This window comes from Veillonella parvula, from assembly GCF_036456085.1.
Taxonomy (GTDB): Bacteria; Bacillota; Negativicutes; order Veillonellales; family Veillonellaceae; genus Veillonella; species Veillonella parvula_E.
In genome coordinates this window covers 1,075,605-1,100,740 of sequence record NZ_CP138632.1, presented here as the reverse complement: position 1 = coordinate 1,100,740, position 25,136 = coordinate 1,075,605, and the positions used below count along the sequence as shown (strand labels likewise).

At 39.7% G+C, this 25,136-nt stretch carries 17 protein-coding genes; all 17 read left to right on the top strand.

Going from position 1 to position 25,136, the window contains the following annotated elements; translation table 11 throughout:
* The first annotated feature begins 6 nt into the window (after nt 1-6).
* Nucleotides 7-981 carry a porphobilinogen synthase gene (gene hemB, locus PK1910_RS05170; protein WP_058948060.1) on the top strand — a complete coding sequence of 325 codons (975 nt, stop codon included), beginning with the start codon at nt 7-9 and terminating at the stop codon, nt 979-981.
* Nucleotides 982-990: 9 nt separating this feature from the next.
* Entirely contained in the window at nt 991-2,295 is a 1,305-nt protein-coding gene (gene hemL, locus PK1910_RS05165; RefSeq protein WP_008602585.1) for a glutamate-1-semialdehyde 2,1-aminomutase, read from the top strand.
* Nucleotides 2,296-2,341: 46 nt separating this feature from the next.
* A complete protein-coding gene (locus PK1910_RS05160) occupies nt 2,342-2,803 on the top strand; it encodes a helix-turn-helix domain-containing protein (protein WP_008602586.1) in 462 nt (153 codons plus the stop codon).
* Between the two features lie 166 nt (nt 2,804-2,969).
* Nucleotides 2,970-3,350, top strand: coding sequence for a hypothetical protein (locus PK1910_RS05155; protein ID WP_058948059.1), 381 nt, complete (start codon nt 2,970-2,972; stop codon nt 3,348-3,350).
* A gap of 40 nt (nt 3,351-3,390) precedes the next feature.
* Nucleotides 3,391-4,278 (top strand): immunity protein YezG family protein, encoded by an 888-nt coding sequence (locus PK1910_RS05150; RefSeq protein ID WP_058948058.1) that lies wholly within the window; start codon nt 3,391-3,393, stop codon nt 4,276-4,278.
* A gap of 121 nt (nt 4,279-4,399) precedes the next feature.
* Nucleotides 4,400-5,020 (top strand): immunity protein YezG family protein, encoded by a 621-nt coding sequence (locus PK1910_RS05145; RefSeq protein WP_331299596.1) that lies wholly within the window; start codon nt 4,400-4,402, stop codon nt 5,018-5,020.
* A gap of 156 nt (nt 5,021-5,176) precedes the next feature.
* A complete protein-coding gene (locus PK1910_RS05140) occupies nt 5,177-5,608 on the top strand; it encodes a hypothetical protein (protein WP_058948057.1) in 432 nt (143 codons plus the stop codon).
* A gap of 23 nt (nt 5,609-5,631) precedes the next feature.
* Nucleotides 5,632-6,021, top strand: a complete 390-nt coding sequence (locus PK1910_RS05135; protein ID WP_058948056.1) for a hypothetical protein — start codon at nt 5,632-5,634, stop codon at nt 6,019-6,021.
* Nucleotides 6,022-6,222: 201 nt separating this feature from the next.
* Nucleotides 6,223-7,920 carry a ShlB/FhaC/HecB family hemolysin secretion/activation protein gene (locus PK1910_RS05130; RefSeq protein ID WP_058948055.1) on the top strand — a complete coding sequence of 566 codons (1,698 nt, stop codon included), beginning with the start codon at nt 6,223-6,225 and terminating at the stop codon, nt 7,918-7,920.
* Between the two features lie 44 nt (nt 7,921-7,964).
* A complete protein-coding gene (locus PK1910_RS05125; RefSeq protein ID WP_287511608.1) occupies nt 7,965-14,441 on the top strand; it encodes a two-partner secretion domain-containing protein in 6,477 nt (2,158 codons plus the stop codon).
* Between the two features lie 22 nt (nt 14,442-14,463).
* Nucleotides 14,464-15,228: a DUF3969 family protein gene (locus PK1910_RS05120; protein WP_058948054.1), complete on the top strand. Its 765-nt coding sequence runs from the start codon at nt 14,464-14,466 to the stop codon at nt 15,226-15,228.
* Nucleotides 15,229-15,472: 244 nt separating this feature from the next.
* Complete coding sequence (locus PK1910_RS05115) at nt 15,473-16,240, top strand: M48 family metallopeptidase (protein ID WP_058948053.1); 768 nt, start codon at nt 15,473-15,475, stop codon at nt 16,238-16,240.
* 12 nt (nt 16,241-16,252) lie between these two features.
* Nucleotides 16,253-19,660, top strand: a complete 3,408-nt coding sequence (locus PK1910_RS05110) for a DNA polymerase III subunit alpha (RefSeq protein WP_058948052.1) — start codon at nt 16,253-16,255, stop codon at nt 19,658-19,660.
* Between the two features lie 200 nt (nt 19,661-19,860).
* Nucleotides 19,861-21,609, top strand: a complete 1,749-nt coding sequence (pyk, locus tag PK1910_RS05105) for a pyruvate kinase (RefSeq protein ID WP_058948051.1) — start codon at nt 19,861-19,863, stop codon at nt 21,607-21,609.
* A gap of 35 nt (nt 21,610-21,644) precedes the next feature.
* The gene (locus PK1910_RS05100) at nt 21,645-22,388 is read left to right on the top strand and encodes a Bax inhibitor-1/YccA family protein (protein WP_004695271.1); all 744 of its coding nucleotides are present in this window, start codon (nt 21,645-21,647) and stop codon (nt 22,386-22,388) included.
* A gap of 13 nt (nt 22,389-22,401) precedes the next feature.
* Nucleotides 22,402-23,313, top strand: coding sequence for a LysR family transcriptional regulator (locus PK1910_RS05095; RefSeq protein ID WP_058948050.1), 912 nt, complete (start codon nt 22,402-22,404; stop codon nt 23,311-23,313).
* Nucleotides 23,314-23,715: 402 nt separating this feature from the next.
* Entirely contained in the window at nt 23,716-25,119 is a 1,404-nt protein-coding gene (locus PK1910_RS05090) for a DASS family sodium-coupled anion symporter (protein ID WP_004695275.1), read from the top strand.
* The last annotated feature ends 17 nt before the right edge of the window (nt 25,120-25,136 follow it).

The window sequence follows — 25,136 nt, the reverse complement described above, 5'->3', positions numbered from 1 at the left end:
GATTACATGTACGATTTAACATACCGTCCTCGCCGCTTGCGTATCAATCCAGAAATGCGAGATTTGGTACGCGAAACGACACTCGACGTAACTGATTTGATTTATCCATTATTTATTGTGCCTGGTGAAGGTATCAAAAAAGAAATCGACACATTGCCAGGTCAATATCACTTGTCTGTTGATGAAGCTGTGAAAGTAGCCCAAGAGGCCTATGATCTTGGTGTGCGTGGTGTAGAAATCTTTGGTATTCCTACATACAAGGACGAAAAAGGTTCCTCTGCATGGGATATGTCCCAACCAGTACAACAAGCCATTAAAGCCATCCGTGCAGCTGTACCAAATCTATTGGTTGTAGCTGATGTGTGCTTGTGCCAATATACTACGACAGGGCATTGTGGCATGATTGATGACCATGAAATCTTGAACGATGAAACATTGCCATTACTTTGTAAAGTAGCGGTGAGCCAAGCGGAAGCAGGTGCACATATGGTGGCTCCATCCGACATGATGGACGGCCGTGTAGGTGCTATTCGTGAAGCCCTTGATGCGGCAGGCTATACCAATGTATCCATCATGAGCTATGCTGCAAAATACGCATCTGCTTACTATGGTCCGTTCCGCGGCGCTGTTAATTCTGCGCCAAAATTTGGTGATCGTAAATCTTATCAAATGGATCCAGCCAATCGCTTGGAAGCTTTCAGAGAAATCGAACTCGACATCGCTGAAGGTGCGGATATTATCATGATTAAACCGGCTTTGTCCTACTTGGACATCGTTCGTGAAACGCGTGACCGCTATGAATTGCCGGTTGCAGTATACAATGTATCTGGCGAGTATGCGATGGTTAAATCTGCCGCAGCGGCTGGTCTTATCGACGAAGAACGCCTAGTTATGGAAACAATGCTTTCCATGAAGCGTGCTGGTGCTAAAATCATCATTACGTACCATGCCTTAGATATTGCTAAATGGTTACAACAATAAGGAGGAACTATGTTCCAACTCGGTAAATCTGAAAAGGCCTTTAACGAGGCTAAACGTTATATGCCTGGCGGCGTAAATAGTCCTGTTCGTTCCTATCGCAGCGTAGGATCCAACCCTCCGTTTATTAGCAGTGCCAGTGGTAGCCGTATTTATGACATCGATAATAACGAATACATCGACTATGTATTGAGCTGGGGCCCTATGATCTTGGGCCATGCGAACCCAGAGGTTATCGCGAGCCTACAAGAGGCTATTCCTCGCGGTACTAGCTATGGTGCGCCTACATTACTAGAAACAGAATTGGCTAAAAAGATACAAGCCTTCATGCCATCCATGGAGGTTATCCGCCTCGTAAACTCTGGTACAGAGGCTACCATGAGTGCCTTGCGCGTTGCTCGTGGCTATACTGGTCGTGATCGCATCGTGAAATTTGTAGGCTGTTACCATGGTCATAGCGATGCTCTCTTGGTAAAAGCTGGCTCTGGCCTTGCTACCTTTGGTGTACCAGATAGCCCTGGGGTTCCACAAGGCGTAGCAGAAAATACCATAACATTGCCATACAATGACTCTGATGCGGTTCGTAAATTATTCGACGATATGGGCGATACTATTGCGGCAATCATCGTTGAACCTGTAGCTGGTAACATGGGTTGTGTGCCTCCAGAACCAGGTTTCCTCGAAACCTTGCGTGAAGTAACTAAGGCTCACGGTGCTATACTGATTTTTGACGAAGTCATGTGTGGCTTCCGTGCTAGCAGCGGTGGGGCTCAAAAACGTTACAATATCAAACCGGACCTTACATGCCTTGGTAAAATCGTTGGTGGCGGCATGCCACTTGCTGTATTCGGTGGCTCTCGTGAGATTATGAACCAAATTGCTCCAGCTGGTCCTATTTACCAAGCTGGTACATTGAGTGGTAATCCTATTGCTGTTACTTCTGGTTTGGCAACACTTTCCATTCTGCAACGGGATCCAACGGTGTTTAAACAAGTAGAAGATACGACGATTGCCCTTTGCGAAGGCTTTGAAAGATTGGCGGCACAATACAATGTGCCTGTTGTTGTGCAACGAGTAGGCTCTATGTTCACCATCTTCTTTACTGACAAACCAGTTAAGAACTTTGATGATGCAGCATCTTGCAACGAAGAACAATTTAAAATGTTCTTCCACCATAACTTGAGTCATGGTATCTACTATGCGCCAAGTCCTTATGAAAGTAATTTCGTATCTATCTGCCATAAGAGCAGTGAAGTGGAACGCACATTAGCCGTTGCTGATGAAGCTTTCAAAAAAATCAGTGATACATTATTATAAGAAGTTATAGTTTGTAGTTGTTTATGTATCGATACAGGTGATGAACATGCAGTTTTACAAGAACTTAAAGCGTGCTCGCGTGCGCATGGGTAAAAGCCAAATCGAAGTAGCAAAGGCCGTAGGTATCAGTAATGCGGCGCTTTCAAATTACGAAACAGGGTATCGCGAACCAGATTTAGATACACTCTGTGCTCTGTCTCGATATTATGGATTGACCTTGGATGAGCTGTTGGATGTAAATGGAGAACAACACGAGCCCATCTATGATCTCAGTCCTGTATTAAAAAATAAATACATCGCCTATAAAGGTGAAGTATTCGAGTTGAAAGACTCACAAAAACGTGCGCTCTTGCGTGAGCTAGACAATCTATTTACTAAATTTGAGAAATCAAAAGTAGAAGATAAAGACAGCAAGCCAAAGACGTACAAACATGGGAACCCACATATCAATCGGGCTGGACTAGCTAGCAGTGCTGGTAGTCTGGCGGCACGACGGAATCTAAAATAAAAAGCACCATCTATTTAGGGACTAAACGAAACATAAGTCGTCCCTCGATAGATGGTGCTTTTTTTGCCGTATATAATAAAATATTCGTTGGTGGTATACATTAGTTTAACATATAATTGAATTATAGACGTGGAATAAATATTTACTAGTCTTACAGGAGAAAGCTATGATAGTAGTATTTGCAGGATTTTTAGCATTTTTATTTTGTCTGTATTTCATTAAAAATCCATACTTCACATTACAGCATATTAAAATTAAACGCTCAAAATCTTTGTTAATTTCAGAGCTGCTTTTAGGTGTGATAATTTTCTTATATATTATTTTTGCAGGATATTCTAGACTAGTGCGGTTTTTATTAGAATTGATATCTGTAATTCTGTTTTTATTAGAAATGTGGTTAAGAGTTCCTGCTATTGAATTGGATTGTAGTTTATCACCTGACGTGAAAGTAATGCTCAATAAAAAAGCTAAAAAAGATTTTTATTCTACATTGCCAATGTTATTTTTATTAACATGTATGTTTGTATTTAATTTCATCAAGATTTAAATAAATTTAATTGGAAAAGTGAAGATTAATAGGAATAACTATGAATACATATATTAATAAAATAAGAGATATATTGGTGGAGTGTACGCCTAAATATTGGTATAAGATTTATTTGTTTTTTGAATGTACAGAATCAGGTATGAGTTCGGCTTGTTATTATGTAAAAACCCCGGCTGGTTCAATCATTAGTTATGGAGATTTGCTATATAATTGCAGTGATGAAAAAATAAAATCTATAAAAGCTGGGACTAGTGAGATTTTAACGTATGTACGATTACTACATGAAGCCTCTACAGAGCAATGGACGTGGGGGACAATGTATATTTCACACGATGATTATGAGCCACATTGTGAATTCCATAATGACCCTGTAACTGACGATTGCTGGCTCCAAAATAGATATAAGTGGGTATATAAAAACTTTGGTGTTTTGGAAAATGAAGATGAATTTGAGCCGGATGTATATAAAGAAATGCTCAAAGGTCCACGAGGTGTTTTATTATTGGAAGATATGGAATCTCGTGTATTAGCAAAAAATTATACTGCTATTGATAAGGCGTTTAAGTTAAAGCATAAAAGCTTAGAATCAGAACTTGAGAAACATTATAATAAAGTGGCCAAAAGTATATACAAATTAACGCCTTTAAATTGGCATCGTGCTAAATTACACTTTGAGATGAATGTTGATAATCCCTCTGTAGAGCTTTTGGTTTATAAAACTGAGGATGATTCATGTATTACAAAGTATGTAGAAAATAATGATAAAGAGCCGGCTATTATTTCGGAAGTTATGTATGATTTAAAGAATGAGATTTTAGCGATGATTGAGACTCTTAAATTCTATAATCAAACCCCATTCTCTGGTTTAGTATATACATTAACATCTAATGGTGAGGTATCTTTAGAGCTAACTTATGGAGATAAATGATTTTAAGTTCGTTGATGGAATTGATTGGATGAGCTTTCATGCGGATAGGAAGAAACTCAAAAAAATGGCTTGAGAGAATAGGTCTTTCTTGTTTAATAGTAGTAGGTATTATTTTGGGTGTTTGGCTTTTCTTTACTACAAATTTTATACACCCATTTATCCACTATTTGGATCTAATGATCGCGTAACTGATGAGTATTGGCTTCAAAATAGACATAAGTGGAGATATCAGAATTTTGGTGTTCTGGCTAGAGAAGATGAATTTGAGCCGGATGTATATAAAGAAATGCTAAAAGGTCCTCGAGGTGTTTTATTATTGGAGGATATGGAATCTCGTGTATTAGCAAAAAATTATACTGCCATTGATAAGGCATTTAAGTTAAAGCATAAAAGCTTAGAATCGGAACTTGAGAAACATTATAATAAAGTGGCAAAACATATATTTAAATTAACGCCTCTAAATTGGCATCGTGCTAAATTACATTTTGAGATGAATGTTGATAATCCTTCTGTAGAGCTTTTGGTTTATAAAACTGAGGATGATTCATGTATTACAAAGTATATAGAAAATAATGATAAAGAGCCGGCTATTATTTCGGAAGTTATGTATGATTTAAAAAATGAAGTGGTAGCGATGATTGAGACTTTTAAATTCTATAATCAAACCCCATTCTCTGGTTTAGTATATACATTAACCTCTAATGGTGAGGTATCTTTAGAGCTAACTTATGGAGATAAATGATTTAAAGTTCGTTGATGAAATTGATTAGATAAGCTTTTACGGACCTGTTCATTAGGTATTCGGAATCGATGGGTGGCAAACTATACTACAAAGAGTTAACTAATAGAGTTGACTCTGATATTAGTGATATTGATGAGATAAGAGGGAAAATTAGTGATGAAATTTAAAACAATTTATTCTGTTTTTTGGTACTTATTTTTAGGCTGCTCTTTTGTATGGCTAATTTGTGGATTATGCTACAATTTCTTCTATAATGATAAAGTTGAGCAGTCTAGAGTAGAATTGATACAAGCTTTAAATGCATATTTTCCTCGAGAACAATATTTGAATGCTAGCGAAGTATATGAGTCGAACAGAAGAACTCTTTTCTCAAAAGGTATGGCAAGAAATATAAGGAAAGATTCATTACATAAAGATATAGAATCAATAAAACCCTTGAGTGGGAATTGGGAGTTAATTGACCAAGCTAAAACTCGTTATGTATATGAAAATGAATCGTATAGAGTATATGTATTAGAGGATTTAAGGAATGATGGATATATTGTAGTTTTAGCACGTAATAATTGGTTAGAAAGATTGCATTTATAATTTTATTTTAAATGGAGCTATATATGAAGAGTGGTCTTTCATTATTTTTATTATGTATATATTGTCTATATTTTATTAGGAATCCTTATTTTGTATTAGACAAGGAACAAGTTAAACGTTCTAAATCTATGTTATATACGGAAATAGGAATAGGCTGTCTGGTTTTTATACTCATTAATATTCCTTATGATGGTGATAATTTAATTCATCTTTTAGCTGTTATAGGCATATTGAGTTGGGTATTAGAATTGTGGTTGAGAATTTTGGCCATTAAGTCTGACTCTTCACTTACTTTAGAGAAAATGCCTATTCTATTGAAAAAAGCAAAAAGAGATTTTTATTCTGTAATACCTATATTAGTTATTTTTATGCTTATGATTCTTTTTAATGTGATAACTGATAATTTTAAATAATCTTAAATTGCAATATGAAACTGAATATAACTAAAATTAAGTATATTTTGATTGATTAGTGAAAGAGAGTTGTATGAAGCAACTCTCTTTTGTCATATAAAACATATATATACATAAAATGTTGATTTTATGTTTTCTGAGAGATATAATCGAACTAATAAGTTAATAATTATTTGAAAGTAATATATAGGAGAGAGAATTATGAAAGTAGTATCAATCGCTGCCGGTTGTGTGGGCTTAGTTGGCGTTATGTGTGCAACGACAACTTTGGCAGCGGATGTACCTTCCTCATTTATTCAACAAGAAGCGGCTCGAGCCGATGCTTCTTTGCGTCAACGCGCGGAGGCACCGATGGCAAGGGCCGCTTTGTCGCGTTCAGAATCAAGTTATGACAATTTAAATGGCGCACCTATGGATGCATTGCCACAAGACGCAGTGTCATTTCCAATTGATCAGATTGTGATTACGTCATCAGAACCGGTCTTTAAGAAGTATAGGAATCAACTGAAAATATATAATCATAACAACATTGGGGCAGAGGGGATTGCTGTACTGCAAAAGCAATTACAAGAGCAAATTCTTGCCGATGGATATGTAACGAGTCAAGTGGTAGTTCCGAATCAGGATTTACAATCGGGTACACTTACTTTTGAGATTTTACCGGGCTATGTGGAAGATATTGTTCTTACAAATCCGAAAGCTCGCACAAATTGGCGAAGTGCGTTTCCTGTTCGTCCCGGATATGTACTGCGTCGACAAGCATTAGAGCAAGGTATAGACCAGATGCGAAATGTACCGGAACAAGATGTAAAGCTTAGCATCGAGCCGGGTACAAAGCCACTTCACTCTATTGTGAAACTAATGGTAGAACAAAAAGGCTTTGTGCATGGGTCGTTGATTTTAGACAATGCAGGTTACGAATCGACAGGGAAATACCAAGGTACTATGTATGTATCATTTAGTCAGTTGGCAGGGCTTAATGATACTTTATCGGCTAGTATAACGAAGGATATGGGTCATCATGGTGATGGACATGGATCAAAGCAGTATGCCATAAATTATGCCGTACCTGATGGAAATCGAATGTATCGCTTATCCATGTATCAATATAGTTATCATCAATTGGTATTTATGCCAGAAGCATTCCGTTCTTCTGGGAATACTCGGGGGATTGAGTTTTCTGTAGAGCAGGTTTTGAATCGGACGAGTCGCTCCAAGACCGCTGCTGTCGCTAAGGTGATTCATAAAACACGCCATAGTTACATTGATGATATAGAAATCGGTGTACAAGAGCAACATACCACAGCATTGGAACTAGGATTATCCCATCGTCAATATAGTGGGAATACCATGTCTGATATATACCTCTTTTATCGTCAAGGCATACGAGGCCTAGGTGCTACGGTACGTAGTTGGGAAGGCGTGGCAGATAATCCGACTACGTTATATAAAATGGCAGGACTTGAGGGCGAAGTGCAAAGCGGTGTACGTATCGGTCATAAACAAGGTGTGTATACGATGCGCTTTAGAAGCCAATTTACAAATCAACGATTGTTTGGAACTGATCAATTTAGTATAGGTGGACGCTATTCCGTACGTGGCTTCAGTGGGGAAGAAACACTTCGTGGTGACTCTGGTTACTACATTCAAAATGAATGGGCCTTACCATTTAGACGACAACGAATAACTCCGTATATAGGTATAGATATAGGTCATGTATGGGGGCCGTCCACAGCGACACAAATTGGTAATACCTTAGTAGGTGGGGTTATCGGTGTTCGTGGGAATATCGGTGATGCATTTCGCTATGAAGTGTCATTAGGCACTCCACTTAAAAAGCCGGACGGTTTTACTACTGATACAAGTGTATGGGCTTTCAGATCCAGTTATCAGTTTTAATTAAAAATGTGTGTTATTAAATGAGAGAGTATAAGGAAAGAATAATGAAAATTAAACAGTATACAGCAACCGCATTGTGTGCAGCCTTATTAGTTACAAATTCTGGACCGTGGATTCCGCTAGCAGTGGCACAATCTATTGTACCGAATCAAGGAAAAATGGGTCCAACTATGGATGAAGCCCCTAATGGGACGCCCATTGTCAATATTAATAAACCGAATGCTAATGGGTTATCTCACAATCAATATGATATGTTTAATGTAGATGACAAAGGGGTTATTCTAAATAACTCAAGGAGACCTGTATCTACAGAACTAGCTGGCTATGTGATGGGTAATCCTAACTTGAGAGGTGCTGCAGCTAAGACGATTTTAAATGAAGTAACTGGAACGGGTGCGACTGCTATGAATGGTGCCTTAGAGGTAGCAGGTCGTAAGGCACATGTTATCATTGCTAATCCAAATGGGATTGCTGTTAATAATGGGACATTTATTAATACCAGTGCAGCTACATTAACAACAGGTAATCCTATTATTACTGATGGAAAAATTTCTGGATATGATGTGAAACAAGGTACTGTGACGGTATCGGGACAAGGGCTCGATACATCGCGTACATCACGTACAGATATTTTGGCGGAAGCGGTACAGCTCAACGGAAAGGTATGGGCTGATGAAAGCCATGTTGTAACTGGTAAAAACACAGTATCTGTCGATGGTGGTGGTAAGGTAACTAATGTTACGAAGACCGGTAACTCAGAGCAAGTAGGTCTGGATGTATCTCAAATCGGTGGTATGTATGCGAATAGTATGTACTTAGTAGGAACCAATGATGGTTTTGGGGTGAATAATAAAGGGATTCTTTCCGCACAAAATCATATTTCTGTAGACAGTACCGGCAAGGTACAAAATAGTGGCACTGTGGTGGCACCGGATATAAGCATTAGTGCAAAAGGCTTTACACAAGTCGGTAAGGCTAAATTGTATGCTGATTCGGCACGTATTTCAGCAGATACTTTCACACAAACCGGTAATGTTGTTACGAAAGATGCACCAGTACTCATCACGCGTAATAATTTAGCAGTAGCTACTAATACAATAAAAAATACGAATGGTAGTGTGCTGAAGTCTGAAGGCGTACTACAACTAGGAAAGACGATGGATTATAACGGCGCTATAGCCGGCAAGATGGATGCGTTGACTAATGTGGCGGCTACTATCGAGGCCGGTCAGCAGGGAGTGATTTTTGCAAAATCCATTGCTAATAAAAATGGTGGTATTACGTTGAAACGGGCTACTACAGGAACTACGGAGCATATTAAAAATGAAGTGGCACCGGCAGGCAGTATCAAACGATATCAGCTATCTGAGGAACGTATTTATGATCATGATGATCCAATTCCACAAGATAAGGTTGTAGTTCACTCTTCTGAAAATTTACAATTGTCTATTAATGGAGAGCATCATGATAGCTGGACGAAATATGAATATGATCGTACACGAGTAAAAGAAGTAGTGGATACTTCCAAACCAGGGCGTATTATTTCGGGTGGTAACTTACAGATCGAAGCGGACCTTGTGACTAATGATGCTAGCCAAATCAGTGCAACGGGTACTTTGGTTGGTAAAATCGGCCATTATGAAGCGCTTAATCCGAAAGGAAATGAATATATTAGTGAGAATGGAACTGCTACTGGTTATAGTCGCCATAAACATCATGGATGGGATTCCACAAATATTCGTGAGGCGGAGTATCATAATGATGTAGTGCAACCGATAGATATACCGTTAACTGTTTATGGCAGTCATGTAGCTAATAGTACAACAGGTGCTACGGTAGATACGTCAGTATTGACGTCTATGAGTCAGTTATCTACAAATCCAAATACATCCTATGCGATGGAAACGGATCCGAATTTTACCAATCGAAGAACTTTTTTATCCTCTGATTATGTTATCAATCGTTTACAACTGAACCCTATGCGTACTCAAAAACGATTAGGAGATGGTTACTACGAACAACAATTGGTAATGCAGGCTATTTTACGCCAAACAGGTAAAAGTAGACTACAGGCGGGATTGACAGAAGAAGAGCAGTATCGAAAACTAATGGATGCAGGCCTCACTATAATGAAGTCTAAATCCATGACGCTTGGACAAGGATTAACTGAGGCGGAGCAACAGCAATTAACGGAAGATGTGGTGATGCTTGTCAGTCAACCGGTAGTATTGCCGAACGGTAAGACTGAAACCTTACTCGTACCGACATTATATTTGGCGCCAACCACACAGCGTGTTGAGGGCGCAGCGAATATGCAGGCTCAATCGATTAATTTGCAAGTGGGTACGATGCATAATCGCGGTAGCATAGTGGCGGATGATGCGATAACTGTACATGGTAATACGATACATAATGATAACGGACTGATTAAAGGTCGCACAACAAAAGTGGTGGCGGATACCGATGTTCGTAATACACAAGGCACGATAGAAGGCCGTGACCGTACAACTGTATATGCTAAGAATGATGTGATAAATGAGGGCGGTACGATTAAGCAAACCGATGAAAAAGGAAAACTTATCGTGGCGGCAGATCGTGATATTATCAATAACGGCGTCAAGTATGAAGCTAGCAATAATAAGGTTGTATGGAATAGTGCCAATAGCCGCCGTGAGACCGTAACCGCTGTAGATCGAGGTCAAATTACGGCGAAAGGTAATGCTGTAGTTACAGCAGGTCGTGATGTTGCTATGCAGGGTGGTAAAGTGACTTCCGATAAGGATGTTACTCTAGTAGCTGGACGTCAGGTAAACATGCAGTCTATGACAGCGAATCATGAATTAGAAGAACATCGCTATGACAAAGGAAAATCCGGTGGTGGTCATTCTCAGACTACAGAAACACATGATGTAGTGAATGAAGCGACATCTGTAGGTAGCAGTGTGGAAGGTAACAATGTAACTGTGGCTGCTAATGCTGATGTAGCACTTAGTGGTAGTGAAATTTTGGCAGCTGATAAGGTACAGGTGGAAGGTCAGAATGTAAAACTTGATACGGCATCGGCAACAAGTACCGTTGACCATGTGTATAAAGATAGGAAGAAAAGTTTAGTTAAACGAGAACGTACAGATGCAACTAGTGTGGCACAAGTGACGGCTGTAACAGGTTCTGTTGTGAGTGGCAAAGACGTTGTGATTAAATCTGGTCATGATGTGACAGGACAATCCGCTAAACTGATGGGGGAACAAAGCGTTCAAGTGACGGCCGCTGGTAAGGTCGAACTCGGTGCGGATAAGAATGTAACGAAAGAGACGAGTACATATCGTCATAAAACTTCAGGTTTAATGGGAAGTGGTATCGGATTTACTATTGGTACAGAAAAACGAAATATAGATGATACCAATCGTGAAGAGAAAACCGTACGTAATACTATTGCTAGTACTAAGGGCAATGTTAATATTACGGCAAATGATACGGTACATCTTACTAGTGCCGATGTAGTAAGTAAAATCGGTACTACAATTGAGGGCGCTGCAGTGACCCTTGACGGTAATACTGATACGCAACATATGACACATGATGATCGCTATAAAAAGTCCGGCTTAACAGTGGCATTAGGTGGTGCTATAGCTGATAGTGTAACGAATGCAACGCGAACTATTAAACAAGCCGGTGGCCGTGATGACAAACGTTTAGTAGCTCTTGAACTTAATGAAGCTCGTAAACAGTTACAAGACGGATATGAAGCTGTAGATAGTGCTTTACATGGAGCCAAAATACGAGATGCAGTGACTGGTAAAGTTGAAAAAGTAAATGGTAAAGCTAAACGAGGTCCTAAAAATATTGATAATGCTGTTAATTTATCTGTATCAATTGGTAGTACATCACAGAAACAAGGTCAAACAGTAGATACTGCAACTTATAAAGGTGGTACTGTTATTAGTGACGGTGATGTTCATTTGACGGCTCGTGATGCTAAAAAAAATGGTGTTACTCTTACTGGTGAAAGCGTATCTGCTCAATCCATTAGTCTGGCTAGCGCTAGCGATATTAATATAAAGGCTGGTAAGAATACAGTAGATGTGAAAAATGATTATAAGAGTTCTGGCTGGAGTGCAGGAGCGAGTATCAGTTTAACTGGTGGTGGCCTTCTCGATATTAATGCGAGTGCTCATATGGCACGACAAAATGGAGATACTCACCAAGAAAGTTATGTACCAACAAAAATTAAAGCTGCTGAATTAGCACAACTTAAGGCTAAACGAGATACGAATATTATTGGCTCTGCTGTAGCGGGTAAAAAGGTAGAAGTAGATACAGGTCGTGATTTACATATTCAAAGCTTGCAAGATGTAGATAACTTTAAAGAACATAGTAAATCTGCGGGCTTCTCCGTATCATCTAAACCAACATTTAAGGATCCAACTGGCAGTATAAATGCTAGCGTAGGAAGAATCGATAGCAAATGGAAAAGCGTAACAGAACAAGCTGGCATTTATGCTGGAGAAGATGGTTATGACATTAATGTAGGTAACAGTACTACATTAGAAGGTGCTCTAATTAAAAGTAACGCTCCAAAAACTAAGAATAAACTGACTACAAAATCTCTAGAGATGAAAGATATCAAGAACGAAGCCGAATATACATATAGCAACAATGGTATTGGATATAACTACTATGGCAGTAAAAAGAAACTCGAAGAGATGAAGACCAGCGATAAAAAAGGCTATGATAAGATTTATAACAATATCGGTCTAGTTCCAAACTTAGGCATAGGATCTAAAGGTAAAGCAAGCTCTACTACTCAATCTGCTATCTCTGATGGTATACTAACTGTAGATGGTAAAGAAATTGATACTAAAACCATCAATACGAATACCGAAAATACGTTGCATCAATTAGATAAGATTTTCGATAAAAAGAAAATTGAAGAACGTCAAGAATTAGCACGTCTTTTCTCTAAAAATGCATTTGAACAACTACACAACTGGCAACCAACAACGAAAGATGGCAAAATCGCTAAATCTATTGCACATGGCATCATAGGTGAAGTAGCAGCGCGTATGGCTGGTAATTCACCTGGTAGTGGGTTTAAAGCTACTATGACTAATGAGATGTTAATCAGTGAAATTAATAAAGTGGCTAAACATGATCCAGCTGTAGCACAATGGTTGAGTGCTGCCGTAGGCGGGGTTGTTAATAAAGTAAGTGGTGAATCAAGTAATAGTGGTGCGGCATCAGCATCTTATGCTACAAAATGGAATGAGGATCTTGTTTGGAATCCAGGAGTCTCAAATACTATAGCCTCTTTAGCTTCAGTTGGTAAAGGTGTTTATGGCCTAGCAAAGAATGCATCACCAGCTTTAATTGCTGGGAATTTAGTAAGTACTCCACTTGTAACTGGTTCGGGCGAGCCTACTACTTTTGATGAAAGTACAATGGCTAATATTCCTGGCAGTGCATTTTATAGAGGCAAAATAACTTCTGGTGTTGAATCAGGTGGAACATTGATGGAGCGTGTTGATGATAGCTCTATTGAAACTGGAGCGGCTCCAGTTTATAGTGGTCCATGGGCTATAACCGTATCTTATCCTGGCACTTCATTACGGGTTCAAGAAAATTATAATTTAGATACTGGATTTCAGTCTATTAATGTATATCATGCAGCAGATGGAAATACATATAAAGACACCGGTGAATATGATAGTCTTGGTCGCCGATATTTTAGAGGCATAAGCACAACGGGGGCAACTATATTCACAGGGCGTGTTATTGGTCCTGATGGTACAGATAATTGGGTAGATATTGGTACTGATGGCAATTCTCCGTTTTCTAGATTGCAAAATATAGCAACAGGCCAGGTTGTACATTCAACACATACTGAAGGTGATGCAATATTTGTAGATAATCCAAATGATAATTTGGTATTTAATACTCATACTAATTCTTTTCAATCAACGTTAACAGGGAAAACAATTTCCACAACAGTTGCACTGCACTATGCAGACGAACGATTGAGTCCGGAATCGTCAGTTACAATAGATGAAATTAAATCTGGAAGTCCATTACCTGATGGGATTCATTTTGTAAATAAATATCCGGATAAGAGTAAGGCTAAATCTATATCGGAAGAAAATTCTAAGAAAAATTTAGATAATCTCAATAGGAACTCTAATAATAAAAATAAGAATGATAATAAGTCTAATAGCAATTTATCTAGTGGATTATATACTGTAAATGATCGAATTAAGAAGGTTTATAAATCCTTGAAGGAGTTAAAGTCATTACCTAAAGGTTTTAAGAGTTACCAAAAAGATAAATTAAATATAAAAAATGAGGATGGTCTCGGTAAACAATTAAAAGAAGATGTAGGGGGCGATTGGAAAAAAATATATGACCATGGGAAAGATATTAATGGAAATGATATAGAAATCCATTATTTCCAAAATAAAAATGGTCAAATATTTAATCCAAAGATAAAAAGGATTAATAATAAATCGGTAAATCGAAAGCTAGAATAAATTAGTGGACAGAGGTATAACTATGATTTATTTTAAAAATAAAAAAAGTTTAGATACATTTTTAGTGGTCTTTATATTAGGTGCTGTTAAGGCATATAGACGAAATTATATTGATTTGACCATTCTAGAATATTACATATTTAGTATGTTAATTCGATTAATGTGCAGAAAAGCACATCTGTCCAATAAATTGTTAAATATTATTGGAGATGGGATGAGTTTAGAGGATGTTGATGAGTGGATGGCTCGTAGGATTCCTATACCACCATTAAATGATATGTTAGATGATATTGAATGCAGTAGTTGGATTGCTTTAATAGAACGGGAGTTAGAGGGTAATACTTTATCTGAAGCGTTAAAGATTTCTACACATGATGAAGAGAAGCTCGGTATCTATTTCTTTACCGATTATGTAGAGGATATATTTTGGGCGTTGTTTTTGTTAGGATTATATGAAGTCTTACAAAAACCTGAATTTATTTCTGAATCAATCTTAAGTTGTATTAAACAGACCTATTTGTCTGAAATATATACGTGTGAACGTATTCAGAATGAAGATCTTCAAGCATGTATTTCCAATTTACAAGAGATAGCTGATACTAATATATCAGGGCAATTAAGTAAAGATTTAATTACTATGAAGGCAAAATTAGCATCATTACAGGTATTATTACCATTTTATGATGTGAGTTCTGACAAGTTAGAAACAGGCATTGATTTAAAAGCCACTAAAGGGATGTTCTGGCAGATTAAAGTTTCAGGGAAGTTTATAGACTTGGGATTATAGATTCTAGAAGATTGTTGAGTTGGTTCTATACTTATGATTATTTTTAATTTTGGGATTAACCTTTATTAACTTCTATCCTTAATAATATTTAGTGTTAAATGTTATAAGCTTATTTTAATGACATCTATACCTTTCATAAGAGATTGGTATAGGTGTCATTTTTATACTAAAAACTAATAAAAATCAGTATTGATTAAAATCTAAGTAATTCTATTAAAATCACCAGAATTTTACGATTTTATGAGTGTTTTATGATAAAATAAAAGGTATGAATACTTCAACAACTAGGTCTATTACCTATAATGGTGACACAATTGAATATGAGTTAACCATCAAGCGTGTGAAGAACATGAACATGCGCATTACAAAGGATGGTGTGATCCATGTGTCGGCGAATGGGTATGTGCCGGATTATAGGGTGGACAAGTTTGTCATCGAGAATATGTCCTTCATTGAGCGGGCTCGTTACAAGATTGATGCATTGAATGCCAAGCGCGTCGATGCGTTGCAGTATGTGAATGGTGAAAGTTTATCCATCCTCGGCATTCCAGTTACGTTGCGCTTAGTTGAGCAGGATGGAAAGCCTCACATAGGCTTTGACGGGAAAGCCATTCTTACCATGGTTGTACCTCAGGGTACGACCTTTGACGCTAAACATAAATTAATGCAAAGTTATTGGCGTAATTTAGGGGAGAAGGTCTTTGTCCACTGGGCGAAGGTCGTGTATCAGCGCTTTCACAAGCAAGGTATTGATGTACCTATGCCAACTATAAAACAGCAGCGCATGAAGAGCCGTTGGGGTTCTTGTACGCCATCGAAGCAGCTCATCAAGATGAATACCCGCTTATTAGAGGGGCCACAGGCGTATATTGAGTACGTTATGGTTCATGAGTTTGCTCATTTTAAATATTTAGACCATTCCAAGAACTTTCACAATCTCGTGGCACAGTTTTTGCCAGATTGGAAGGCTCGTAAGAAGTCATTGAACGTGTATTTTGCTCATCGCCCTTAAAGGAGGTGTACCATGCAGCCATTTGTACATTTACATAGTCATACAGAGTTTAGTTTGCTTGACGGCATCAGTCGTTTGCCTGACATGGTACGTCGTGCGAAGGAGCTAAATCAGCCCGCCCTTGCCATTACAGATCACGGCAATATGTACGCAGCCATTTATTTCTACAAAGAATGTATGGCTCAAGGCGTTAAGCCTATCATCGGTTGTGAAGTGTATGTAACGGAACATAGCCGATTCGATCGTCCCGAAGGTCGCAGCCGTGAACGATTAAAACATCTCATCCTATTAGCTGAGACCATGGAAGGGTATCGTAATCTTGTTAAAATTGTGTCTAAAGCATCTACGGAAGGTATGTTGTATCGTCCTCGTGCAGACCGCGATTTATTGCGCCAATATAGTAAAGGCATAATTGCGCTTAGTGCGTGTATTCAAGGGGAGATCCCTCAGTATATCTTGCAAGACAATATGGAAGGCGCTAAACGCTCCATCGAATGGTATATCGAGACATACGGCAAGGATAATTTTTTCTTAGAAATTCAAAATCATGGTTTGCCAGAGGAGGCTAAGGCCCAAGAGGAGCTCATTAAGCTCAGCAAGGAATATGGTCTTGGCATTGTAGCGTCTAATGATTTCCACTATGTCTTAAAAGAGGATGCAGACGCGCAAGATATAAAGGTATGTATTTCTACAGGTCGTCGCCGTGCTGAGGTAGACCGCTTAAAATTCCCAAATGATGAGTTCTATCTCAAGTCTGGGGATGAAATGGCAGAGCTATTTGGACATATTCCGGGGGCCATTGAAAACACCTTAAAAATTGCAGACCGCTGTAATGTAGAGTTTAATTTTGATGAACATCACTTGCCGCACTTTGATGTGCCAGAAGGGGAAACCTCTAAAACGTATTTACGTAAGGTTTGTGAACGAGAAATTCCACGCCTTTATGGGGAGACCTCTGAAGAATTACAAAAACGTCTCGACTACGAGTTAGATGTTATTGGCACCATGGGCTTTGAGGACTACTTCCTCATCGTATGGGATTATGTGCGCTATGCCCGTGAGCATGATATCTTAGTCGGCCCTGGCCGTGGTTCTGCGGCAGGTTCTGTAGTAGCCTACCTATTGGGTATTACCGGTCTTGATCCATTGAAATACGATTTGCTCTTTGAACGGTTCTTAAATCCAGAGCGGGTAAGCATGCCCGATATCGATATTGACTTCTGCTATGAAAAGCGTGGTCAAGCCATCGAATATGTAACGAGAAAATACGGTCAAGCTCGCGTATCTCAGATTATTACCTTTGGTACAGAGGCAGCACGTGCCGTTATTCGTGACGTAGGTCGCGTGCTCGATTTACCACTAGCCGAAGTGAACCGCATTGCTAAGATTATTCCCAACGAATTGGGTATTACCTTAGATAAGGCACTACAAGGCAAGGACTTAAAGGATTTGTATGAATCTGATTCAAATGTAAAAGAACTGTTTGATTTCGGTAAAAAGTTAGAAGGAATTGCACGCAATTCGTCCACTCATGCGGCGGGCGTCGTAATTTCTGCGGATCCTTTAGATGACCATGTACCGGTACAAAATGCCAACGATGAAGGCTTTGTAACGCAGTACGATAAGGATAATATCGAGGAATTAGGCCTCTTAAAGATGGACTTCTTGGGCCTCCGTACCTTGACGGTTATGGGGGATGCCTTAAAGCTTATCAAGGCTAACCGCGGCATTGACCTCGACTTAGATGCTATCCCACTCGATGATAAGGCGGCTTGCGACCTCCTCACAAAGGGCGACACCTCTGGTGTATTCCAGCTTGAGTCAGAAGGTATTACGAAGCTTGTTATGGATCTTAAGCCTGAGCATTTTGAGGACTTGATTCCGTTGGTAGCTTTGTATCGTCCAGGTCCACTTGGTTCTGGTATGGTGGCGGATTTTATCGACCGTCGTCATGGTAAAAAAGAGGTTACCTACTTACATCCAATTTTGGAACCTATATTGAAAGATACCTTCGGGGTAATCTTATACCAAGAACAGGTTATGCAGATTGCTTCCGCCATGGGGGGATTCTCCCTTGGTCAAGCGGATTTGATGCGCCGTGCCATGGGTAAGAAAAAGGAATCTGTTCTAAAGGCACAGCGGGAGTCCTTTATTCAAGGCTCCATTAACAATGGTATAGAAGAATCCGTGGCGAACGAAGTATTCGACTTGCTTGTATACTTTGCAGGCTATGGCTTTAATAAATCACATAGTGCGGCGTATGCGTATATTGCGTACCAAACGGCGTATTTGAAAGCCCACTATTTCCCTGAATTCATGGCGGCAACCATGACTAGTTTCATGCAGAATATGCAGAAATTGACTTATTACATCAATGCCTGCAAGAAGCACAATGTTAAGGTGTTGGGCCCAGATATTAACTATTCTGAGCGTAGCTTCGCCGTACAAGACGACGCTATTCGTTTCGGCCTTGGCGGTATCAAGAACGTAGGGGATAATGCCATCGATCGCTTGATTCGTGAGCGCAATGAGCACGGTCTGTATACGGATATCGTGGACTTTTGCAAACGGGTGGACAACAAGGTCGTTAATAAACGATTGCTTGAAAGTCTCATTCGCTGCGGCGCCATGGATGGTTTCAAGGAAAATCGTAACCAATTGTTGCATATGTATGAAAGCGCACAAGCCGTTGGTGCTAAAGAGCAAAAAGATGCTGCTATGGGTACCATGAACCTCTTTGGCGATATGGAAGAAGCTGTCGATTTCATCCCTGTTCCCAATGTAGAGGATTTATCAGAAGACGATAAATTAAAGGATGAAAAGGAATATACTGGCTTTTACATTACGGGGCATCCATTGCAAGGATATGCGAAAGAATTGGAAGGGCTCTTTGAACTGGGCGCTCTCGTAGAAAATCCAGAGCAATACGATGGTCAAACCATTACCTTTGGCGGTCTCATCGAAAATAAATCGGACCGCATGACAAAGCGTAATGAGGTTATGTCCATTCTTCGCATCGAAGATTATTCTGGTGCGGCTAACGTAGTGGCATTCCCTAAGGTCTTTAGTCAAAGCCAGCAATTCCTTGCGGTCGATATGATTGTTAAGGTAAAAGGTCGTGTTGATGCGGATGAAAAGGGCGTGCAAATCATTGCAGACCGTATTACGCCGCTAAAGGTAAACTATAGCCAGGCAAAACAGGTGGCAATCCACATTTATAGCCAATATGATACGCTAGAAAATAGCGAAGCCTTAAAACGTGTATTGACTAATACCGCTGGCTCCGTGCCAACGTCATTATATTTACACCGTCAACGAAAACGGATTAATCTGCCCCCAAATATGTGCTTTGACCCTAGTGATGAATCCATTAGGGCTATTGAATCTATTCTAGGCGAGGGCTCCGTAGAGGTACAGTAAACATATAATGTTAACGCAAGTATGTGCGACATGTAATGAGCATATATAGGTGCAATATGTAATAAGCATATACTTGATACAATAAGTATATAAATGGTGTAGAAAGACATATGTTGCGTGGAGCACAGATAGCTTTCACCAACATTGATATAATAAGAAATGAAAGATCCAATCTTGGAGGTGCTTTCATAGGAGGAAAGATGAAACGTACAAAGATCGTATGTACTGTAGGTCCGGGAACGGATAAATTTGGTATCTTAGAAGATATGATGCGGGCGGGCATGAACGTAGCTCGTTTTAACTTCTCTCACGGATCCCATGAAGAGCAGGCAGAACGCATGCAAATGGTGCGCGATGCAGCGATGATTGTGAATAAACCAATCGCATTATTGCTCGACACAAAAGGCCCTGAGGTGCGTCTCGGTCTATTTAAAGAGGGCAAGGTATTCCTCGAAGCGGGTCAACAATTTACGTTGACTACAGATGAGGTGGAAGGCACAAAAGAGCTTAGCTCCGTGAACCACAAAGGTCTTACAGGTGATGTGTCCGTAGGGGATAAAATTCTCTTGGCTGATGGGCTTGTAACACTTACCATCGATGCTATCGAAGGCAATAATATCATTACAACGGTTCAAAATAGCGGGGAAATCGGCAACCGTAAGCGTGTAGCCGTACCAGGTGTAGCATTAAGCTTGCCACCTGTATCTGAACAGGATGAAGCAGATTTGCGCTTTGGCTGTCAACAAGGGGTAGACTTTGTGGCCGCATCCTTCATGCAACGCGGTAAAGACATTGTGGCTATTCGCCGCATTCTTGAGTCTGAGAAAAAAGATATCAAGATTATCGCGAAAATTGAAAATGCAGAAGGCGTTAAAAATATCGATGAAATCTTGGAAGTAGCTGACGGCCTCATGGTTGCGCGTGGCGATCTCGGTGTAGAAATTCCGGCAGAAGAAGTGCCAGTACTTCAAAAGATGATGATTGAAAAATGCAATAACTTGGGTAAACCCGTTATTACGGCGACACAAATGCTCGAGTCTATGATTCAAAATCCACGCCCAACACGTGCGGAAGCAAGTGACGTAGCCAACGCTATTTTGGATGGTACCGATGCGATTATGTTGTCTGGCGAAACAGCCAATGGTTCCTATCCTGTAGAAGCTGTTGCGACCATGACTCGCATTGCAGAAGTAACGGAAAAGGCTGCTATTTACGATAGCTATAGTCGTGCTCGTGAGGATGAAGAAATGACTACTACAAGTGCCGTATGCTTGGCTAGCGTGCGCGTAGCTCAAAACCTCGGGGCCGCAGCTATTTTGACATGTACTGAATCTGGCCATACCGCACTTAGCGTGGCTCGTCATCGTCCAGATTGTAAAATCATCGCTGTCACACCTCATGAGGAAACTATTCGCCGTATGCAATTATGCTGGGGCGTAGAGGCTATTAAAGGTCATGAAATCATCAACTCCGATGAAATGGTAAAACAAGCCATTACCGGTGCGCTTGGTATTGGTGCCATCGAGTCTGGCGACCTCGTAGTTGTTACCGCTGGTGTGCCATCCGGTGCAACCGGAACTACAAACATGATTCGCGTTCACATTGCAGGGCGAGTACTCTTGTCTGGCAATGGTATTTTACGTAAATCCGTTACAGGTAATGTGTACATTGCGGCTAATCATAAGGGTAATTATGAAAGCTTCAAAGATGGCGATATCCTAGTGGTAGGTACAATGGAGCCTGAATTGATGGCTATTGCCAAACGTGCTGGCGGTATCATCGCAGTAGAAGATGGTTATACATCGGACAGTGCTATTGCGGGCATTACCTATGGTATTCCTGTTATCTTAGGTGCTAAAAATGCCCACGAAGTGCTCCTTGAAGGTCAAGAAGTGACAATCGATGGCGAACGTGGCAAGGTGTTTGCGGGCATTGCAAATGCTCGATAATCTCTATGAGTGATAATTAAATAAGGAGGGATAGTATGAATCCATATAATGTAACAGGACCTACTGCAGCTGAGGTTGCACAGGTTGAAAGTATCGTATCCCAACGATTAAAAGGCTCTTTCTTGTGGATGGTTGTAGGCTTACTTACAACTATCGGTGTTGGTTTTGCTGCATTAGTGAATCCAAATTGGTTACGCTTTGCGTACCAAAATTTTAATATTATCTTATTAGTAGAGCTAGGTGTGGTGTTCCTTTTTAGTGCTCGTGCATATTCTGCTAATGTAATGACGTTACGAGGTATGTTCTTTCTCTATAGTGCTTTGAATGGACTCACATTGACTTTGGTATCGTTGCGATACAATGTGTTTGATGTTGTTATTCCGGCGTTAATAGGTACGCTTGCTTTCTTCATTGGCTTTGCCGTGGTAGGGGCTACTACAAAACGCAATTTATCATCCCTTACACCATATGTGATGGCGGCATTGTTCGGCATGATCATCGTATCCTTGGTGATGATGGGGGCCCGCTTCTTTAATTGGACTGTACTCAGTGGCTTTAGTGATACTGTTAGTTTAGTTCTAGGTTATGTAGGTGTTGTAGTGTTCTCTATCTTTACAGCTATCGATGTGAACCGCATTAAAAATAATGTGACACAAGTGGCGCTCATGGAGGATGAAACAATTTTAGACCGCATTGAAATCACAGGCGCTTTGAGCCTATACTTAGATTTCATTAACTTATTCTTATCCTTATTACGCATCTTTGGTAATAAGCGATAATAAAGGAGTTTGTATGGACGATAGAGAATGGCAAACCTTTGTTACTGTTGTAGATGAAGGCAATATTACAAGGGCTGCTGAAAAATTATTTTTATCGCAACCAGCGTTGAGCTATCGGTTGCGTCATATGGAAAAAGCCTTGGGCCATTCTCTGTTGTTGCGGACTGCTGAAGGGATTGCCCTCACGGCACAAGGCGAAATTTTCTATGATTACTGCAAGCGAATGATGCAAGAACAAGAGGCGTTGGAGCACGCTATGAACTCCGCTTCTGGCAAGATTCAAGGGACCTTGAAAATCGCATCATCTATCAACTTTGCAGATTATGAACTACCGGCTTTATTGAGATCTTTCCGCGAACAATATCCTGATGTTCATATTCAAGTGAAGACTGCTTTCAGCCATCAAGTGGTAAAAATGTTTAATACTGGTGACTGTATGGTCGCCTTTGCTCGTGGTGGATATGACGTGTCTGGTAAGTCTGAACTGTTACTTGCAGAGCCATATTGTTTAGTATATAAAGAATTAGTGCCGCCTGAATCCTTAGTAAAGGTACCGTTCATTAAATACCAAACAGATGCATCGGTGGCAAATATTATCGAAACTTGGTGTGCAGAACATTTTGACGAACCCCCAAGTGTGGCGATGGACGTAAATTCTATGAGTACGTGTCGTCACTTTGTGCGCGCAGGTCTAGGATGGTCTATCTTGACCTATATGGGACTTGGATCCTGTAAGGATAAAGATATCTATGTGAGCCCATTACGCAGTAAAAATGGCGAATATATCACCCGTGATACCAATATGGTATACACAAAAGATTCGGAAAATTTAATCGTTGTTAAAACCTTTATTGAATATGTCCGTAACTATTACAAGGAACATACCGTTGTAGATAATAGTATATTTAGAGAATATAAAGCATAGGACGAAGCATAATAGAGCATATCTATGAGGCTTTCTAACTGTTTATCCATGCTGTTTCAGTATTGGACTTTTTCGATATAATAGATAATAATAAAAGTGTCTCGAAAGAGAAAGGCAGTACCATGTAAGTGCATGTATACCCCCCCTTTGGGGACGTATACATGCATTTTTTTCATTTGGAGCTGTAAAACTATGCTCAAAATGCATAAAAAGTATGAATAGTAGATATAAAAGTTTTTATAACCCCTATAAAGGTAATCTATTATTCATATTTCTTTTAAACATTTATAATGAGTGTAGACAAAAAATCCTAGAGTTCAATAGATGATAGTCGCGTATTAAGAATTTCTGGGGTAGTGTTAGGATGATATATATGCCTATGTTTTTAAGAAAGGAATAAACATGGAAAGATTCTTAAAACTAGCACTTATTGTGCTAATCCCTGTTATCCTCTGGTTTACAACTCCACCAGAAGGACTCACTGATACGGCGTGGCGCCTCTTAGGCTTCTACATTGCAGGTATCGTAGGTTTGATTTTAAAACCATACCCAATTCAAATTATTTTATTAGCTGTATTATCTGCATCTGCATTATTCTTAGACAATGCAAAAGATATCTTGGTAGGTTATGGCTCCACAGCATTGTGGATGATTATCGCTGCGTTCTCCTTGAGCGTTGCATTTGGTAAAACTGGTCTTGGTCACCGCGTTGCTTACCATTTGATTAATGCATTCGGTTCTACTGTATTACGTCTTGGTTATGTAACAGCACTTCTTGATTTAGTATTATCTCCAGCAACACCTTCTAATACAGCACGTGCAGCTGGTATCGTATATCCAATCAATTTATCCATTGCTGAATCTATCGGTTCTTATCCTGGTGATACTGCTAAACGCGGTGGTTCCTTTATCTTGATGAATGGTTATTTCGTAACAAAAATTACATCATTCATGTTCTTAACAGCTATGGCTCCTAACGTGTTGGCTTTGGACTTTGTTACTAAAATTACTGGTCTAAACATGACTTGGGCTGAATGGGCTTTGGCTTTAGCTCTTCCTGGTCTTGTAATGTTGATCTTCGTACCACTTGTAGGTTACTGGATCGACCGTCCTGAAGCAGTAAAAATTGACAATAAAAAATTAGCTGCTGACGGTCTTGCAAAATTAGGACCTATGAAAATGTCTGAAAAAATCTTGGCTGTTGTATTTATTCTTGCTCTTATCGGTTGGGCACTGCCTTCCATCGGTTTCGACTTGAGTCCAACAGCAGTAGCTTTAGTAGCTATGACTATTGTATTCTTTGCTGGTATCATTACTTGGGATGATATGGTTCAAACTAAAGCTGTTTGGAACACATTCATCTGGTTTGGTGCTATCCTTGGTTTATCCACTGCTTTAACAAAAGCTAAATTCTTTGCGTGGCTTGCAGCATACATGCAAGCAAACTTGGCACTTGATGTATCTCCACTCGTAGTTGTATTGATTCTGTCCGCTATCAGTGTTGTGATTCGTTACTTGTTCGCTTCCAGTACTGCCTATATCGCATCCATGCTTCCTGTATTCTTAACTGTAGGTATGGCATCAGGTGTAGATCCAGTTATGTTCGGTCTTGTATTGCTTGCAACAAATGCGTTTGGTGGTCTTGTAACTCACTACGGTGCATCTCCTGGTCCAATCATCTACTCTGCAGGTTATAATAACTTGAAAGATTGGTGGACTGCTGGTGCTATTTTAGCAGTATTGAGCTGGGTTCTACTCTTCGTAGTAGGTATCCCTTGGTGGACTTTCATCGGTATGATTGGCTAATCATACCATCTTATAAT